The organism is Vibrio salilacus, assembly GCF_002811245.1.
Lineage (GTDB): Bacteria > Pseudomonadota > Gammaproteobacteria > Enterobacterales > Vibrionaceae > Vibrio > Vibrio salilacus.
Genome location: NZ_NIVQ01000009.1, coordinates 131,784 through 149,072 on the forward strand (window position 1 = coordinate 131,784; position 17,289 = coordinate 149,072).

Here is a 17,289-nt window from a genome sequence, read left to right on the forward strand (position 1 = left end):
GTTAGTCCTCCGCAAGTGGCTTAAAGCGACGTAGCTCAGTCAGGCGGTAACCTGTGTAAGTACCTAGCAATAAGATACAAGCTAAAACAATCAGCTGTAGTCCAATAAAGTTAAAGGTTAGGTGTTGGATAAATGGGTTGGTCATGGCTAAATAGACCAACACCGCGGTGAGCAGTGATCCACCACCTTGCAGTACCACTTCTTTTGCGCCTTCCTCTTCCCATAGAATTGACATACGCTCGATAGTCCATGACAAAATAATCATCGGGAAGAAGGTGATAGATAAACCTTCGGTCAGGCCAATCTTAAATGCGACGATAGTAAAGACCGATATGATCATAATCACCGTGATAATCACCGCGGAGATCCGGGCCACCAGAAGTAGATTGAGTTTAGAAAGGTAACTTCGTATCACTAGTCCGGTGCCGACAATGAGCAAGAAACCGACAATACCCGTAACGAGCTGAGTTTGGACAAAAGCAACCGCGATAAGAACTGGCATAAAGGTGCCAGAAGTTTTAAGACCGATAATCACCCGCAAGAACACAACAATTAGTGCACCAATAGGGATGAGCATAATCGTCTTGAACATCGCTTGCTCTTCGAGTGGCAAACTATGAATTGAGAAGTTGAGTAAGCCATCCGCTTCGACTTTGTTTACCGTCGCTTGGGTCGGTGTGACCTCTAGAGCAATCATCGAAAAATGGACTTGGCTGTTTTGCCCACCAATCAGATCGAGCAGTGATACGTTTGATTCGTCCCAAACCAGTAGGTTATCGGCGATAACGTGATTGATCTTATTCGGGTTGAACAAAATCCAGTTGGTCCCATCCCATACTTGATTCATATGCTGAATCGTTTGACGACGACGACCATCTTCTAACTCAATGACACCGACAATCTTGTTGGGAATTTGAGCATAAGAAAGCAGTGCATTGACCGCATCGACTTTAGACATGGTGTTGAGGACAAGTGATGCGTTTTGACTGTCAGAGTCATTGAACGATTTAATCAACTCACGGGTAAAAGTGATGTCATCGGCTGAACGTTGGTTCGCCAGTTCAATCAAAGCAATCGCGGCGGCTTCTACTGGGCCTTCCAAGGTTGGTGCCATGATCTCACCACTTGGTGGAATCGGGTCTACTTTTGCCTGTGGGTCAACCAAGAATTGGGTTTTATAGTAGATGGTTTGTGGGCCTGTCGCTTGACGGATAGACCACTCAGCTCGGCGGCCAGTTTCAGTTTCAAGGTAAGAGACACCGTAACCAGGCGAGGAGGAAGATTCGCTAATCAGAGTAAAGCCCGTTTGAGTATGGGGAGCCGCAAGTGAGGCTTTAACAGGTTTGGCTTGGCCATTAAACTCGATACGCGCTTCAATGTCCCAGACTTGGCGCGTTTCCCCTGGAGTCCAAGGAACACCATAACTTTGGTGACGGAACATGCTCAAGGCAATGCCCGCTAAGATCAGTAAAATGACTGATATATAAAAAGGAATTTTAGACGTCATAAACTCACGCTACCGTTATTAATTTTTAGGAGTATTCGCATGGATATATTTTTGACTCACATCAATGATCGCAATGTCTCGAATAAACTCACGCCCTAGCAATACAGGATGACTCATTTGAGAGCGATCTGCCAAAGTAAATTGCGCTTTTTCATGGATTTTTCCGAGCTTGACCCACAACTCAACCACGGCTCTTCTCTCAACGTCATCATTACTAGATTGACGAATTTTAACGAAGCGAACAATGGGAGCTTCGATCCAATTTGAGTCGTCCTGTGGCGTTTCACCGTCAGAGAGGTGGAAGCGTACCCAAGTTTTGCCGTTGCGTTCGAACTCTTCAATATCAACTGCATTGAGAGAAGAGGTGGCAGCGCCGGTGTCGATTCGAGCATCAAACACCTGCTGGATTTTATCGATGGTGACTTTCTCAATTTCGCCTAGTAGGAGTTCGTTTCTTGGTGGGATCGGCACGGCTGGCATGGCGTCAATCCGAGCTGCTTTCTCGGCTAAGCAGCGTTTTTGTAAAGATTCGTATTTGAAGTCTGATAGTTCTTGCTCTAAAGCGGTTAAACGTTCTTGTAAGCTCTCGATGTAATCATTTTGGTTACTGATATGGGCATCAAGATTCTGGTAGTGGTTAGTCAGGTTGCTTTCAGAAGACTTAATCGCGGCTAACGTCTGCAGATGGTATTGTTCGCTATTGGTAAGGGTACAGCCGGAAAGCAGTATCAGGGCCAATACGGGGATAGATTTTGTGAACATTGATTCGCCTAAGTCAGGTTGAGATTTTACAAATGTGGAGTCAAGCCAATCGCTATGTAGCTTTATCGCAGAGCGTACATTCAGTTCTATAATGATCTGATTCTCAAACGATAAATACAATAAAGGATGCAATAACAGCATCCTTTATTGTAAAAGGGAATCACTCACAGAGGAATCGATTTGATGCTCACTTGAGTTAACTCTTTGTCAATTCACAACGGTTAAGGTTTTTGTGCAACCAAAATCGCTCGTCTGGGTGCTGGGTGACCCTCAACGGTTTTGTTTGGATCATCGGGATCGAGGTAATCTGGCAACGAATTGTGGGTCATCCAGTCTGTTGTGCGTTGCTCACCGATGGTGGTGATATTTTCATTAACGATGCGAACATCAATAAAGCCCACTTGCTCTAACCAAACCTTTAACGCTTTAGCAGAAGGGAAAAAGTAGACATTACGCATTTGTGCATAACGATCAACCGGAACCAATACCGAGGTTTCGTCGCCTTCAATGACTAACGTTTCCAGTACTAATTCGCCTCCAGACACCAACTGATCTTTGAGTTGAATCAAGTGATCCAGCGGTGAACGACGGTGATACAAAACACCCATGCTAAACACGGTATCGAATGCTTCGAGCTTAGGTAATTGTTCAATACCTAGCGGCAACAAATGTGCGCGCTGATTGTCGCCCATCAGCTTACGTATCGCTTCAAATTGAATCAGGAACAGATGGGATGGATCGATGCCCACCGTCAGACGCGCTCCTTCGCCTAACATACGCCACATGTGATAGCCGTTACCGCACCCGACATCGAGGACACTGCGATCTTTCAGTGGAGAAATATGCGGTAAAACACGATCCCATTTCCAGTCACTGCGCCATTCGGTATCAATCTGGAGACCATGAACCGTGTATGGGCCTTTCCGCCACGGGTGAAAAGTACGTAACAGGCTTTCGAGCTTTTTAAGTTCACCGCTGTGGAATGGCGCGTCGTTGGCGATAGTCACCGAGTTTTTTAAATCGATTTGATCAGGTGAGCCTTCAGGGATCTTATTGAGTGCCTTTAACCAGCGAGCGAAATCACCATGCTCAGTATTTTGCCAATCGGTTAACTGTTGAGGTAATACGTTTAGCCAAGGCTGGAGACGTGTGTCTTGTGCAATCAATTGGTAGAAATTTGCAAAGTTAAACATAGTTTTTCACTGCTAGATAAATTAAAAATTTGACTCAAGTGGCTCAGCGTTTAATCACGCGTTATCGCATCATTTTATCGCGAACATTGAACCGAAGTTAAAGCATTGGAACCAGACGTCGTAACTGGTGAAGCCAATTTGTGCAAAGCGTTGTTTGTGTTCTTGCTTAGAGTCAGGTCGCATGACATTTTCGATTGCACTGCGTTTTTGACTAATTTCGAGCTCGCTATAACCATTGGCACGCTTAAAGTCGTGATGTAAATCGACAAGCAGTTCATTGGCCATTTTATCTTCAAAGACAAATTTTTCTGACAGGATCAAAATGCCACCAGGGCGTAAACCAGCGTAGATCTTTTTCAATAAGGAATATCTGTCTTGTGGGGACAGAAACTGCAGCGTGAAATTGAGTACCACCACAGACGCATTGTCGATGTCAATATCACGAATATCCGCTTCGACCACATCAACGGGGGTATCGCTGCGGTAGGCATTAACGTGTAATTTGCAACGCTCGACCATGGCTGACGAGTTATCGACCGCGATGATCTGACAGCCTTCTTGTTTGATATGGCGACGCATAGAAAGTGTTGCGGCACCAAGCGAGCAACCTAAATCGTAGATATTGGAGTGCGGTTTGACAAATCGTTGTGCCAGCATGCCAATCGCCGAGATGATGTTACTGTAGCCAGGAACAGAGCGCTGAATCATGTCAGGAAACACTTCTGCAACGCGTTCGTCAAAGGTGAAATCACCAATTTTATCGATAGGAGCCGAAAAAATAGTGTCGGGATTGCTTTTCGGGTTCATAGCTCAGTTCTCGTAACATGCCAACGACAGGGGATATTGCCTGCCACTAAAAAAGGCGCGTATTTTATGGGAAATTTACCGCGCTGTCATGCATTGACGGTGAATCAATCAAAACATCGAAATTTGCCGTTGGCCGCTTTGAGCCGGGAAAGGCGCTAAATCGGGTAACGTGACACTTTTTTGTAGCTGTTGATATAAACCGGTGGCCAGTTCGGGGGCGACAATATTATCGGCGGTATGAATCATGACATAAGGCTGCTTTCCCTCGGTTATCCATTGTGGCAACTTGCGTAGCCAGGGGGAGAAAAATTCATAATTGAACTGCTCTTGTGGGTGACCGATAAAACGAACCATGGGTTGCTGGGCGGTCGCGATGGCATGCACTGGGACTTTGGGCTTTTTCATTTGTGCATCGATAATTGCTTCGTTATCAGGTTTGGCGGCAAACACTGGGCGGCTATCCATAATGATTCGGTCGTATCCTCGCTCGATAAGCCACTGATTTAAAGCTTTTTCTGCATCACCTTTGGCAAAAAATGCCGGATGACGAACCTCAATACCTAGCGGATAATCTGGCGGGAATAGCGTGCAAAACTGTTGTAGTTGCGCTAAATGTTGTGGGCCAAACGCGGCAGGCAATTGAATGGTCCACTGACCAATTCTCTCGTGCAAAGGCTGCATCACTAGCATGAAGCTTTTTAGCTCAGCTTGACAGCCGCGCAACATTTGCTGGTGGGTGATGCTTTGCGGCAGTTTAAAGGTAAAGCGAAACTGATCGTGAGTGGCGTTATACCAATTACGCACGGTCGTTGGGTTTGGGGTGGCATAGAAGGTCGTGTTGCCCTCAACGGTATGGAAGACGCGCGCGTATTTCTCAAGTCGTTGATTGGCCTGAGTACTCTTACCATAAAAGCTTTGCTGCCAGTGATTGTGCGACCACATCGTCAGGCCGAATCTGATGGGTAAATCGTCCATAGTGCCCCTATTCACCGTTGGTTTGAATTGGATCTATCAGAGCTTTGCCGAACCGACCTTTTAAAGGCTATAATCAGCGCCATTCAATTGTCTGTGTAGTGCTTTTACCGCTTTATTGGTTTAAAAAGCATCAACAGATGATAAATCGCAATAAATTGTACGTTGAATAGTCGATCTAAACTGACTTTCAGCGTATAAATGGAACTTTGCTCTATCGGTAAATCTATCACTGATAGAGAGTAATCAACAAATTTAAAGAGATTGGGAAATTCATTATGCGTACCCATTACTGTGGTCATCTGAACAAGTCCCTTGCAGGACAAACTGTAGAACTTTGCGGCTGGGTTAACCGTCGTCGTGATTTAGGCGGTCTTATTTTTATCGATATGCGAGATCGTGAAGGCGTTGTTCAGGTAGTTGTCGATCCAGATATGGCAGACGCACACGAAGTGGCCAATACACTTCGTAATGAATTCTGTATCAAGTTAACGGGTGAAGTACGCGCTCGTCCAGACAGCCAAGCCAACAAAGATATGGCGACTGGTGAAGTTGAAGTTTTGGCCACAGGCCTTGAAATCATCAACCGTTCTGACGCACTGCCATTAGACTTCAACCAAAAGAACTCGGAAGAACAGCGTCTAAAATACCGTTACCTAGATCTACGTCGCCCAGAAATGAGTGACCGTATTAAATTGCGTGCTAAAGCGTCAAGTTTTGTGCGTCGCTTCCTTGATGACAACGGCTTCCTTGACATTGAAACCCCAGTGCTGACCAAAGCAACGCCAGAAGGCGCTCGTGACTATTTAGTGCCAAGTCGTGTTCATAAAGGCAGTTTCTACGCGCTTCCTCAATCTCCTCAGCTATTCAAACAGCTGCTAATGATGTCTGGTTTTGACCGTTACTACCAAATCGTTAAGTGTTTCCGTGATGAAGACTTGCGTGCTGACCGCCAACCAGAATTCACCCAGATCGATATCGAAACGTCATTCATGAGCGCTGACCAAGTTCGTGACGTAACAGAAAACATGGTTCGCGATATGTGGCAAGAGCTGCTTAACGTCGACTTGGGTCAATTCCCAGTGATGCCATTTAGTGAAGCGATTCGCCGTTTCGGTTCTGACAAGCCAGACCTACGTAACCCGCTAGAATTAGTTGACGTTGCTGATTTAGTTAAAGACGTTGAGTTCAAAGTATTCTCTGGTCCAGCAAACGATGAGAAAGGCCGCGTTGCCGTTATTCGCGTTCCAGGTGGTGCATCTTTGACTCGTAAGCAAATTGATGGTTACGGTGAATTCGTGGGTATCTACGGTGCGAAAGGTCTAGCATGGATGAAGGTTAACGACCGCGCTGCAGGCATGGAAGGTATTCAATCTCCAGTGGCTAAGTTCCTAAACGAAGACGTAATCAATGCTATCCTCGATCGTACTCAAGCAGAATCTGGTGACATCATCCTATTTGGCGCTGATAAAGCGGGCATCGTTGCAGAAGCTATGGGTGCACTTCGCCTGAAGCTAGGTAAAGATCTAGAGCTAACTGATGAGTCTGCATGGGCTCCACTATGGGTTGTTGACTTCCCAATGTTTGAAGAAGATGACGAAGGTAACCTCCATGCGATGCACCACCCATTCACAGCGCCTTTGGGTGTTGATGCGCAAGAGTTGAAAGCCAACCCAGCTGCGGCAAACTCTAATGCGTACGATATGGTTCTTAATGGCTACGAAGTGGGCGGCGGTTCTGTTCGTATCCACAACGCAGAAATGCAAGCGGCGGTATTTGATATTCTAGGTATCGAAGCTGACGAACAGCAACTGAAATTCGGCTTCCTACTCGATGCACTGAAGTTTGGTACGCCACCGCACGCAGGTCTTGCATTTGGTCTTGATCGCCTAGTGATGCTGCTATGTGGTACCGAGAACATCCGTGATGTTATCGCGTTCCCGAAAACAACAGCAGCGGCGTGTCTACTCACAGACGCCCCAAGCCTAGCGAACCCGGCATCGCTTGAAGAGCTATCGATTGCGGTTAAAATTGCAGAGAAAAAACAATAAGCGTAATCGCTTACTTTCTTTGACGATTTAAAAACGGCGCTTCACTTGAAGCGCCATTTTTTTGTTCGTCATTGCACAAGCGAGCAACGAATGATCTGGAATCTAGGCTTGGATGTGCTTTCGATAAGGGCTGAAGTTAGATGTTAATCTCTTGCCACTCGCCCGGTTGTAAATCTCCCAGAGTAAGATCACCCATCGAATAGCGAATCAAGCGCAGGGTCGGATAGCCGATATGTGCGGTCATGCGTCGCACCTGACGGTTACGTCCTTCAATAATGGTAATAGCAAGCCAGGTGGTCGGGATATTGGCCCGAAAACGCACCGGCGGATTACGTTGCCAAACGTTGGGCGCATCAATACGCTCGATTGTCGCTGGCAGAGTTAGGCCATCTTTGAGTTCAACGCCCTTACGCAGTTTATCAAGATCAGCTTCGCTCGGTGCGCCGTCAACCTGAACCCAATAGGTTTTCGGTGATTTTGATTTGGGTTGAGTCAACTTTGCTTGCAAAATTCCATCATTGGTCAGCACCATTAAGCCTTCACTGTCTCTATCAAGGCGGCCTGCGGCATACACGTCTTTGACCTCAATATAATCGGCCAAGGTTTTTCTACCGTCGCCATCAGTAAACTGGCTTAAGGTGTCAAAAGGTTTGTTAAAAAGGATAACGCGCCTTTCTGCTGCGGAGATTTTCGGCTTTTGACTAACAGGCTTACGACGACGTTTGGCCGAACCGTTGGCCATGGATGAGCCGGATGTACTGCGTTTAAAACCAGATTGGGACTGGGTGTTAGAATTGGATGAGAAGTCCCGACGCGATGGTGGAGGCATGTTAACTACCTTGCAAAAATGTGAATAAAGTGTGTTTGAAAGTTTCTTATATATCCAATTTAAGCTATCATTTTCGCGCCAAAAAACAGGATTGTCGAGCAAGATGATAGACTATTATCTTGTTTTTGTTTAATTATAATTAATCGCTCTCATGGACGTCACTAGTCAGTCAGTGGCAAAAACAATAAGAGACGGATAAATCGCAACAAGTAGGGAGATGAAGTATTCAACTTGTTAGCGGCCATTCACACAAGGCTACTCATCCGATGGCTTTGTTAGAACAATAGGGAAATTTCATGCCTACAGAAAAACCTACAATCATTTACACCATTACAGATGAAGCTCCTGCACTAGCAACGTATTCGCTACTTCCGATTATTCAATCGTTTACAGCTTCTTCTGGTATTGATGTTGACACTCGTGACATCTCTCTAGCTGGGCGTATTCTTGCTAGTTTCCCAGAACATTTGACTGAAGAGCAGCGCATTGGTGATGCACTTTCTGAACTTGGTGAATTGGCCAAAACGCCACAGGCAAACATCATTAAGCTACCTAACATCTCTGCTTCTGTCCCACAGTTAAAAGCGGCGATCAAGGAACTTCAGGACAAAGGCTACAACTTACCAAGCTACCCTGCAGAGCCGAGTACCTACGAAGAGGAAGCGATCAAAGCGACCTACGACAAGATCAAAGGTAGTGCGGTCAACCCAGTGCTGCGTGAGGGTAACTCTGACCGTCGCGCACCGCTGTCAGTTAAGAACTACGCCAAGAAAAACCCTCATTCAATGGGCGCGTGGTCTGCGGATTCTAAATCACATGTTTCAAGCATGGCTGATAAAGACTTCTTCGGTAGCGAAAAATCAGTTACGATTGATGGCGCAACAGAAGTAAAAATCGAGTTTGTGGGCACCGATGGCACGGTAAAAGAACTTAAAGCGCCATTTCCAATCCAAGATAAAGAGATCATCGACAGTGCGGTACTGAACAAGAACGCACTCGTAGAGTTTTTCGAACAGCAAATTGAAGAAGCGAAGCAGCAAGACGTGCTACTGTCACTGCACATGAAAGCCACCATGATGAAGGTGTCTGACCCTGTGATCTTTGGCCATGCGGTTAAAGTTTACTATAAAGATGTATTTGCAAAATATGGTGAACTCTTTACGCAACTAGGCGTCGATGTTAGCAACGGTATTGGTGATGTGTACGCTAAAATTCAAACCTTACCTGCTGAGCAAAAACAAGAAATTGAAGCTGCGCTGCAAGCGGTATATCAAACTCAGCCACCATTAGCCATGGTAGATTCTGACCGCGGTATTACTAACCTCCACGTACCGAGTGACATTATCGTCGATGCTTCTATGCCTGCGATGCTGCGTTCATCCGGTCAAATGTGGGGACCTGATGGTAAGCAGAAAGACACCAAAGCAATGATCCCAGATCGAAGCTATGCTGGCATCTATCAAGCCGTAATTGATTTCTGTAAAGAGAATGGCGCTTTTGATCCAACCACCATGGGCAGCGTGCCAAATGTTGGTCTAATGGCGCAAAAAGCCGAAGAATACGGCTCTCACGACAAAACGTTTATTCTTGATGCGGCAGGCTCTGTGCGCATTGTTGACACGTCAGGCAAAGTCCTGCTTGAGCAAGCGGTCGAAGAAGGTGATATCTTCCGTATGTGTCAGGTGAAAGATGCGCCAATCCAAGATTGGGTTAAACTTGCTGTCACTCGCGCTCGTGCTACTGGTGTTCCAGCGGTATTCTGGTTAGACGAAAATCGTGCGCACGATGCGGAGCTGATTAAGAAAGTTAACGCTTACTTACCTGAGCACGATACCGAAGGGCTAGAAATTAAGATTCTGGCACCACTTGAAGCGTGTCAGTACTCGCTGGTTCGTATCAAGCAAGGCCTAGACACTATTTCAGTGACGGGTAACGTTCTTCGTGACTATCTAACTGACCTGTTCCCAATTCTAGAACTCGGTACTTCGGCGAAGATGCTTTCAATCGTGCCGCTGATGAATGGTGGTGGTTTGTTTGAAACAGGCGCGGGCGGTAGTGCACCGAAACACGTGCAACAAGTTGAGAAAGAGAACCACCTACGTTGGGATTCATTAGGTGAATTCTTAGCATTGGCTGCGTCTCTAGAGCATTTAAGTACGGTGACGGGTAACGCTAAAGCCAAAGTGCTTGCTGATGCGCTAGACAAAGCGACAGGTGAGTTCCTCGACAATAATAAGTCACCATCGCGCCGTGTCGGTGAGCTTGATAATCGTGGTAGCCATTATTATCTTGCGACTTACTGGGCTAAAGCGCTTGCTGAGCAAACTCAAGACGCTGATCTTGCTGCCGAGTTTGCGCCAATTGCTCAAACCCTTGCAGACAACGAACAACAAATCGTTGCTGAGCTTAACCAAGCCCAAGGTGTGCCTGCTGATCTAGGGGGTTACTACTTGCCGGTATTTGAAAAGGTATCAGCCTTGATGCGCCCAAGTGCGACCTTGAACGCGATTATCAATCGATAATCAATCGATAATCAATACGCTGAAACTAAAAAACCCGCTGCCAAGCGGGTTTTTATCAACAACCGGTTTTTTATCAACAACTTAAGTCAGTTGGCAGCGGTTATTTTGCTGAGTGGGCTTCCACTGGAACCACGGAGCTTGCGTGATAACCTTTTGGCCCTTCTTCCACTTCAAAACTTACTTGTTGGCCCGCTTTCAGAGTACGATAACCGTCCATTTGAATCGTTGAATAGTGCGCAAACACATCACCGTCTTCTCCCTCTGGACAGATAAAACCAAATCCTTTGGAGTTGTTAAACCATTTTACTGTACCTGTAGCCATGCTTTACATCCCTCATGCATTGTGTCATGTAACCTTGTTAAGTGTTTACTTATCATCCTTAGTAAACTGAAAGTGAATATCCATTCAGCCGCTGCCAAATTTTGAGTCACTATTTGACCAATGTAGCTAATGGGCGAGCGCAGTCAATAGTAAAAAGGTCTCATAGTCGACATATTTGCAAGCAAATCACTTTTAAGATTTACATTTCTGCAACTTATAGCTCAATGCCACGTATTAAAATATACGCACTGTAAATGGAATTCGGGTTCTTTTTAATCAATTAGATACGCCAGTTAGGCGGATCAAAATCTTTTATTTGCAGCGACTCAAATGGTGGATTAGTCTCTAAGTAGGGCCAAATATTGTTTTCCACCTTAATTGTCCTTATTTAAAGAGAGCTAAATTCAAAACTTCTGCTCGTCGAAGTGGTAAAATTCACAGAGTCAAACATCAACGTCGTTATAGTCATGAGCAAACATTTTGAATGGGTTACTCCAGATTCAGATTTACTGGAGAGAGAAAAAACAAAAGTTAAGCCACCATCTATGTATAACGTTGTTTTGAACAACGATGATTACACCCCGATGGACTTTGTTATTGAAATTTTAGAGCGATTTTTCTCAATGGATATCGACAAAGCAACGCAGGTAATGCTCCAGGTGCATTATGAAGGCAAAGCAATTTGTGGCACGTATACTGCAGAAGTTGCTGAGACCAAGGTAGCGCAAGTTACTATGTATGCGAACGAGAATGAGCATCCTTTGCTTTGTACAATGGAACAAGCCTAATGCTTGTTCGAGCAACTTAAGTTGTTCTTAAAGGAGGTACTTATGCTGAATAAAGAGTTAGAGTCGAGTCTCAACGGCGCTTTTTCCCGCGCTCGAGACAAAAGACATGAGTTTATGACTGTCGAGCACCTCCTGCTGGCGTTGTTAGAAAACGATGCTGCGAGAGAAGCACTTCAGGCGTGTCAGGCGGACATCGATGCCTTGCGTGGTGAACTAGATATCTTCATCGATCAAACAACGCCGCTGATTCCTGAAAATGATGAAACTCGCGAAACGCAACCCACTTTGAGTTTTCAACGCGTTTTGCAACGCGCGGTGTTTCACGTTCAATCCTCTGGTCGCAGTGAAGTGACAGGGGCTAATGTACTGGTGGCTATTTTTAGTGAGCAAGAGTCCCATGCGGCGTACTTACTCAAGAAAAACGACATTAGCCGTCTTGATATTGTTAATTTTATTTCGCATGGCATCACTAAAGCATCAAGCGCTGGTGATGAACCGTCTTCTCCCGACGCTTTTGGTAGCGAGAGTGCCGAAGAAGCGAGTAACGAAGATCGTTTGGAAAGCTTTGCTACTAACCTCAATCAATTGGCCAAGCAGGGCCAGATTGATCCACTTATTGGTCGTGAGAAAGAGCTTGAAAGAACGGTTCAAGTGCTTTGTCGTCGTCGCAAGAACAACCCATTGCTTGTTGGTGAGGCAGGGGTAGGTAAAACAGCGATCGCAGAAGGCTTGGCGTGGCGTATTGTGGAAGGGCAGGTCCCAGAAATTATCGCTGACAGTGTCATTTATTCATTAGATATCGGGGCGCTACTAGCGGGTACTAAGTATCGCGGTGATTTTGAAAAACGCTTCAAGGCCATACTAAGACAGCTTGAAAAAGAAGAAGATGCGATTCTGTTTATTGATGAGATTCATACCATCATCGGTGCTGGCGCGGCTTCTGGTGGTCAAGTCGATGCCGCCAACTTAATTAAGCCTCTGCTTAGTAGTGGCAAGCTACGCTGTATTGGTTCAACGACTTATCAAGAGTACAGCAATATTTTCGAGAAAGAGCGCGCGCTCTCTCGTCGATTCCAAAAAATCGACGTTGTTGAGCCGTCACTCGACGATACCACTAAAATCTTGATGGGCCTGAAACCGAAGTACGAAGCACACCACGAAGTGCGTTACACCAATAAAGCACTGCGTGCAGCGGTTGAACTGTCGGCTAAGTACATTAATGAACGTCATTTGCCTGATAAAGCGATCGATGTTATCGATGAAGCGGGTGCTCGTAGCCGTCTTACTCCGGCGAGTCGTCGTAAAAAAACGGTAGGGGTGGCCGATATCGAGGCGATGGTTGCCAAGATGGCGCGTATCCCAGAGAAGTCCGTCTCTTCTTCTGACAAAGAGATTCTCCAGAAACTCGATGAGAAGATGAAAATGTTGGTGTTTGGCCAAGATGATGCGATTGATGTTCTTAGTGAAGCGATTAAGTTAACTCGTGCGGGTTTGGGAGCAGACAATAAACCGGTTGGTTCCTTCTTGTTTGCTGGCCCAACCGGGGTGGGTAAAACAGAAGTGACGGTGCAATTGTCTAAGTTACTTGGTATTGAACTGCTGCGTTTTGACATGTCCGAATATGGTGAACGTCACTCCGTCAGTCGTCTTATCGGTGCGCCTCCGGGTTATGTCGGTTACGATCAAGGCGGTCTGCTGACTGATTCCGTGATCAAACACCCTCACTCGGTGGTGTTACTTGATGAGATAGAGAAAGCGCACCCAGACGTCTTTAACTTGTTGCTGCAAGTAATGGATAACGGCACGCTAACGGATAACAACGGTCGTAAAGCGGATTTCCGTAACGTGATCTTGGTGATGACCACCAACGCAGGTGTGCAAGAAACGGTTAAGAAATCGATCGGCTTGATCCAACAAGATCACAGTCACGATGCGATGTCTGAAATTAAAAAGGTATTTACTCCAGAGTTTCGTAACCGTCTTGATAACATCATTTGGTTTAACAGCCTAGATGAGCACGTTATCCATCAAGTGGTTGATAAATTTATCGTTGAACTGCAAGCACAGCTTGATGTACGCGGTGTCTCGCTTGAAGTGTCGGACGATGCACGTCATTGGTTGGCTTCTCGTGGTTACGATAAGTCCATGGGGGCGCGTCCAATGGGACGAGTTGTGCAAGAAAAACTGAAGAAACCCCTCGCTAATGAGCTGCTATTTGGTTCACTAGTCGATGGTGGTACGGTGAAAGTTGACCTGAAAGATGATGAGCTTAAATTCACTTATCTCAGTCAAAAAGAAGCCGCGATTCATTAATCAAGCAAAATGAAAAAAGCCAGAGCACTGCGTCTCTGGCTTTTTTATTTTCTAAACGATTAACTAACTTAGTGCGGACTTAATCGCTTGATATGACATGTTGACGTCGTCTGGGATCACTTGTTCAATTTGATAGCCCAAAGCAGGGTACGTCTTAATTCGCTCAAAATCGCCCAACATGGCCGATAAGGTGGTGTAGAGGTCGATCTCTTCATTAAAATAGTCGCAGAACTCACCTTTGGGCGAGGTTACACAAAGATGCTTGACCTGTGTTGGCCACTGCTGACGGAATGAGGCGTAAGTGCGTCGTTCCATGTACGGCTTTTGCACTAAGATAAACGAGTTGAAGTTGAGATTTCTTTGCGTAAGTAGTTGATGCGTAAAGAGGAGGTTTTCTCCGGTGTTGGTTGCCTGAGCCTCAATAATCATTTTATTGCTCGGCACACCTAAATCACGTGCGATTTGGGCAAAAGTTTCCGCTTCGCTCTGCTCGAACACATCGGCAGTTAAACGGCCTAACCCGCCAGAAAAGACTAAATATTCAGCCCAGCCTTGTAGATACAAATTCGCAGCATACTCCGCCACACGAACATCATTACTGCCTAACACGAAGAGGCAATCTGATTGGATTAAATCGTCGGAGAGTTGCATGTAACGCCATAAGCGCTCAATGTGTTGATACAACTTAGTTTGGTTCATAAACCCCTCTCAGTTCACACCAGTTCGAGTGTGTGGTCAAAATGGAAACGATAGCCAAGGGCAATGATCTTGTCTGCCATTATGCGCTTATCGGGCTGTTGAACCACGGGTGGAAGAGGGTCGCTTGAACCAACGCTGTCGAGCGCTGCCTGATAAAACTGTGCCTTACTGACCGTGTTTGGTGTGGTGGCATTTACTACCGTGTTGTGTGTTGCTAGGGCCATATAGCTCACGGCGCCAATCGCATCTTTTAGCTCAAGCATATTAGCAGGCGCTTGCTCACTGACTTGCTTTAATCTAGCGGCAAAGCGCGATGGGTGTCTAGCGGGGCCGACCAGCCCGCTGCAACGAACGATGGCGTAGCTCAGGCCAGAATCAATCAGCGCTTGCTCAGCTGTTAACATCGTTATCGCGTTATCACTAAATAGACCATGGCTTTGTGCTAAAGCAAGGCTAGCGTGCTCTTCAACCATCTCTGTGGCTGTGTTTGGGTAAACGGTTGTTGAACTGACCATGACAATACGTTGTGCCGTACTCTGCTTGGCCGCTTGGATAAGATTTTGCCATTGAGTGACGTAATTATCGCCAGCCCCTCGGCGAAATCCTGGAGGAAAACAACCAATCACTATGTCGCTCGGCGCTATATTGAGTTGATCTTTGAGTTGTTCAGGACCCAAATTTAAGTCGCACACAAAACTGTTGAGTCCTTGTTGTTCAAGCTCTGCTGCCCCTTCTGGAGTTGTTTTACTGGTGAAGACTTGATAACCGATGGATGTCAGGTATTGGCTAAGTGGTTTACCTAGCCAACCTCCACCGACGATTGTGATGGTTTTCATGTCAGACTCCTTGCTAATAAATGACCAAGTTGTGTTCGCAACACTTTGTGAATGGGCTGGGTAGTCAATGATTGATGTTGTATCAGATCCAGCAATATATAATCACTGTTGGTATACCAAAGACTAAGGCTACAAGCTTGCTGAAACGTACTTACTTTGGCATTTATTGAACGCAACAACAACCGTTGTTGTTGCAGCAATATCAGTGGTGTTATGTGCGAGGTGGTATGTAAGGGGGAGGGGCTTTAGCAAACGCCGGAGTGCGCCTCTGGCGTTTGCGATTGAATTAAGTTAACTAGAAAGCACACGGATAATTTTGTCTGCGTGCTCGGCCATTTCGATGCCCTCATCGGTTAAGTATCCGCCATCAGGAAGAGTACATAGGCCTTTGGCGTAAAGACGCTGTACAGCCGATTGAATCTCTTCAGATGCGTCATTATGAACTTTAATGCCAGTCGCAGCACTGCTGATATCAAACTGAAGCAGTAAGTTAAGTTCAGATATATATTCAGGCGTAAATTTCATATTCGATTCCTTATAAAGTGTATGTACTCAACTTAATCAGGAAGTTGGCGTTCAGCAATGCCCACTATATAGAAATGTTACCTAAGCCAGAGTTTGATCAGATAACTGGAGCCGATTGTTCAGGAGTTAAACAGTCGCGATAAGACTAGAGCGAGATCAAAGCAGGCTACCACTAAACAGTATCGCGAGCCGCCTTACGCGTATAAATGAGAAAATAGTATAAAGATTGACTTTACTGATTTGAATATGCTTGATTTTATCACCAATAATTTGCTCCCGGTGACATTGGGCAACATCATTGGTGGTGGAGTGTTTGTCGGCATGTGGTACTGGTTAATCTATCTGCGTGATTGACACCATGGATGTGAACTGTTTTAAAAAACTCACTTTAAGTGAGTTTTTTGATCTTGATGATGGCCTAACAAACCATCGTTAACTGCATTTTCTCGTAAGGCCTCAGGCTGAGTGATTAACCAATCTCTCATTTCATCTCGTTCGGTAAATGCATTATCCAAACTGTGTTGGTCCAAAGTCATCGCTCGCATTCCTTGCATTGATTTTATAGCGCAAGACTAATGTCTGATCTTTGCGTATTTATTACATTGGTAGAATTAAATGATATGCGTATGAATGCAAAATGAATTTTGTGAGAGATAATTCATTAACTCAGGCTTGATCCGTTGACTTCTAGGTATCACCACGGTTATCCACAGATTCTGTGGATAAGATCCTACAATAGCTAAATAGGCGCTATTTGGCGTTATCATGAACGTCTTTGACTAGCACACGACCATAACGACTGATTGAGAATGGAATTATTAGCAAGCTCGAAAACAACCCCAAGGTCAACCATAAAATATCCACCACACTGCCCATAATCTCCCCCTGAACATGAAGGATCAGTGTACGCGAAAACCGCCCAAGGTCACCCTGTCTTGAAATTGATAATAAGCCCAAGTCTCAAAAGGTTAAGTAACAACTCATTTAGATTCGGCCCAGGCTAAAAGGAGATAGACACTGTATTCGTGTCAGGGCGACCGCATGAGTGTCTATATTTTCACCACATGACTAAAACCAGCGCTTAATACGGCCTCTAGCATGGTTGTGTTCATCATGCATCGCTTTTGTTTACCGACAATGCTTAGCTTAGTTGGCTCTGCTCG

15 protein-coding genes and 1 pseudogene are annotated in these 17,289 nt (G+C 45.5%); 5 read left to right on the forward strand and 11 right to left on the reverse strand.

Features of this window, described 5'->3' with window-relative positions; genetic code table 11:
- Window position 1 precedes the first annotated feature (1 nt).
- The 5 genes from CDZ87_RS08735 to CDZ87_RS08755 all read right to left on the reverse strand — a co-directional run bounded on the left by CDZ87_RS08735 (window position 2) and on the right by CDZ87_RS08755 (window position 5,244).
- A complete protein-coding gene (locus CDZ87_RS08735) occupies window positions 2-1,507 on the reverse strand; it encodes an inactive transglutaminase family protein (protein WP_100753195.1) in 1,506 nt (501 codons plus the stop codon).
- 18 nt (window positions 1,508-1,525) lie between these two features.
- On the reverse strand, window positions 1,526-2,269 hold the full coding sequence (locus tag CDZ87_RS08740) for an ATP-dependent zinc protease family protein (protein ID WP_100753210.1): 744 nt from the start codon (window positions 2,267-2,269) through the stop codon (window positions 1,526-1,528).
- A 221-nt stretch (window positions 2,270-2,490) separates the two neighbouring features.
- Window positions 2,491-3,462, reverse strand: coding sequence for a tRNA 5-methoxyuridine(34)/uridine 5-oxyacetic acid(34) synthase CmoB (gene cmoB / locus CDZ87_RS08745; RefSeq protein WP_100753196.1), 972 nt, complete (start codon window positions 3,460-3,462; stop codon window positions 2,491-2,493).
- A 69-nt stretch (window positions 3,463-3,531) separates the two neighbouring features.
- Entirely contained in the window at window positions 3,532-4,269 is a 738-nt protein-coding gene (gene cmoA / locus CDZ87_RS08750; protein WP_100753197.1) for a carboxy-S-adenosyl-L-methionine synthase CmoA, read from the reverse strand.
- 108 nt (window positions 4,270-4,377) lie between these two features.
- Window positions 4,378-5,244 (reverse strand): DUF72 domain-containing protein, encoded by an 867-nt coding sequence (locus CDZ87_RS08755; RefSeq protein ID WP_100753198.1) that lies wholly within the window; start codon window positions 5,242-5,244, stop codon window positions 4,378-4,380.
- Between the two features lie 275 nt (window positions 5,245-5,519).
- Here CDZ87_RS08755 and aspS point away from each other — a divergent pair, with 275 nt between their 5' ends.
- A complete protein-coding gene (aspS, locus tag CDZ87_RS08760) occupies window positions 5,520-7,292 on the forward strand; it encodes an aspartate--tRNA ligase (RefSeq protein ID WP_100753199.1) in 1,773 nt (590 codons plus the stop codon).
- 136 nt (window positions 7,293-7,428) lie between these two features.
- On the opposite strand, the gene CDZ87_RS08765 is transcribed toward aspS, so the two are convergent.
- Window positions 7,429-8,121: a pseudouridine synthase gene (locus CDZ87_RS08765; RefSeq protein WP_100753200.1), complete on the reverse strand. Its 693-nt coding sequence runs from the start codon at window positions 8,119-8,121 to the stop codon at window positions 7,429-7,431.
- 296 nt (window positions 8,122-8,417) lie between these two features.
- Here CDZ87_RS08765 and CDZ87_RS08770 point away from each other — a divergent pair, with 296 nt between their 5' ends.
- On the forward strand, window positions 8,418-10,643 hold the full coding sequence (locus CDZ87_RS08770) for an NADP-dependent isocitrate dehydrogenase (protein WP_100753201.1): 2,226 nt from the start codon (window positions 8,418-8,420) through the stop codon (window positions 10,641-10,643).
- Window positions 10,644-10,743: 100 nt separating this feature from the next.
- Here the strand turns inward: CDZ87_RS08770 and cspD are convergent, their stop codons facing one another.
- Window positions 10,744-10,965, reverse strand: coding sequence for a cold shock domain-containing protein CspD (gene cspD, locus CDZ87_RS08775; protein ID WP_038176885.1), 222 nt, complete (start codon window positions 10,963-10,965; stop codon window positions 10,744-10,746).
- 467 nt (window positions 10,966-11,432) lie between these two features.
- Between cspD and clpS the strand changes: the two genes are divergently transcribed.
- Together clpS and clpA are read left to right on the forward strand one after the other, a co-directional pair.
- Entirely contained in the window at window positions 11,433-11,753 is a 321-nt protein-coding gene (gene clpS, locus CDZ87_RS08780) for an ATP-dependent Clp protease adapter ClpS (RefSeq protein ID WP_100753211.1), read from the forward strand.
- A 42-nt stretch (window positions 11,754-11,795) separates the two neighbouring features.
- Window positions 11,796-14,066 (forward strand): ATP-dependent Clp protease ATP-binding subunit ClpA, encoded by a 2,271-nt coding sequence (gene clpA, locus CDZ87_RS08785; RefSeq protein WP_100753202.1) that lies wholly within the window; start codon window positions 11,796-11,798, stop codon window positions 14,064-14,066.
- A gap of 63 nt (window positions 14,067-14,129) precedes the next feature.
- On the opposite strand, the gene CDZ87_RS08790 is transcribed toward clpA, so the two are convergent.
- The 3 genes from CDZ87_RS08790 to CDZ87_RS08800 all read right to left on the reverse strand — a co-directional run bounded on the left by CDZ87_RS08790 (window position 14,130) and on the right by CDZ87_RS08800 (window position 16,126).
- Complete coding sequence (locus CDZ87_RS08790; RefSeq protein ID WP_100753203.1) at window positions 14,130-14,765, reverse strand: YdcF family protein; 636 nt, start codon at window positions 14,763-14,765, stop codon at window positions 14,130-14,132.
- A 14-nt stretch (window positions 14,766-14,779) separates the two neighbouring features.
- Window positions 14,780-15,601, reverse strand: coding sequence for an NAD(P)H-binding protein (locus CDZ87_RS08795; RefSeq protein WP_100753204.1), 822 nt, complete (start codon window positions 15,599-15,601; stop codon window positions 14,780-14,782).
- A gap of 291 nt (window positions 15,602-15,892) precedes the next feature.
- On the reverse strand, window positions 15,893-16,126 hold the full coding sequence (locus CDZ87_RS08800; protein ID WP_038176879.1) for a TIGR02647 family protein: 234 nt from the start codon (window positions 16,124-16,126) through the stop codon (window positions 15,893-15,895).
- Between the two features lie 228 nt (window positions 16,127-16,354).
- Here CDZ87_RS08800 and CDZ87_RS08805 point away from each other — a divergent pair.
- Window positions 16,355-16,480 (forward strand): annotated as a pseudogene (locus CDZ87_RS08805) (formate/nitrite transporter family protein); the annotation flags it as partial.
- Between the two features lie 29 nt (window positions 16,481-16,509).
- On the opposite strand, the gene CDZ87_RS17225 reads toward CDZ87_RS08805, so the two are convergent.
- Window positions 16,510-16,662, reverse strand: coding sequence for a hypothetical protein (locus CDZ87_RS17225; protein ID WP_157806458.1), 153 nt, complete (start codon window positions 16,660-16,662; stop codon window positions 16,510-16,512).
- Window positions 16,663-17,289 lie beyond the last annotated feature (627 nt).

Coding starts and splice junctions, on each gene's coding strand:
- cmoA (WP_100753197.1), bottom strand. CDS start 4,269: ATGAACCCGAAAAGCAATCCCGACACTATTTTTTCGGCTCCTATCGAT.
- cspD (WP_038176885.1), bottom strand. CDS start 10,965: ATGGCTACAGGTACAGTAAAATGGTTTAACAACTCCAAAGGATTTGGT.
- clpA (WP_100753202.1), top strand. CDS start 11,796: ATGCTGAATAAAGAGTTAGAGTCGAGTCTCAACGGCGCTTTTTCCCGC.
- CDZ87_RS08755 (WP_100753198.1), bottom strand. CDS start 5,244: ATGGACGATTTACCCATCAGATTCGGCCTGACGATGTGGTCGCACAAT.
- aspS (WP_100753199.1), top strand. CDS start 5,520: ATGCGTACCCATTACTGTGGTCATCTGAACAAGTCCCTTGCAGGACAA.
- CDZ87_RS08795 (WP_100753204.1), bottom strand. CDS start 15,601: ATGAAAACCATCACAATCGTCGGTGGAGGTTGGCTAGGTAAACCACTT.
- CDZ87_RS08770 (WP_100753201.1), top strand. CDS start 8,418: ATGCCTACAGAAAAACCTACAATCATTTACACCATTACAGATGAAGCT.
- CDZ87_RS08735 (WP_100753195.1), bottom strand. CDS start 1,507: ATGACGTCTAAAATTCCTTTTTATATATCAGTCATTTTACTGATCTTA.
- CDZ87_RS08790 (WP_100753203.1), bottom strand. CDS start 14,765: ATGAACCAAACTAAGTTGTATCAACACATTGAGCGCTTATGGCGTTAC.
- CDZ87_RS17225 (WP_157806458.1), bottom strand. CDS start 16,662: ATGACTTTGGACCAACACAGTTTGGATAATGCATTTACCGAACGAGAT.
- CDZ87_RS08765 (WP_100753200.1), bottom strand. CDS start 8,121: ATGCCTCCACCATCGCGTCGGGACTTCTCATCCAATTCTAACACCCAG.
- cmoB (WP_100753196.1), bottom strand. CDS start 3,462: ATGTTTAACTTTGCAAATTTCTACCAATTGATTGCACAAGACACACGT.
- CDZ87_RS08740 (WP_100753210.1), bottom strand. CDS start 2,269: ATGTTCACAAAATCTATCCCCGTATTGGCCCTGATACTGCTTTCCGGC.
- CDZ87_RS08800 (WP_038176879.1), bottom strand. CDS start 16,126: ATGAAATTTACGCCTGAATATATATCTGAACTTAACTTACTGCTTCAG.
- clpS (WP_100753211.1), top strand. CDS start 11,433: ATGAGCAAACATTTTGAATGGGTTACTCCAGATTCAGATTTACTGGAG.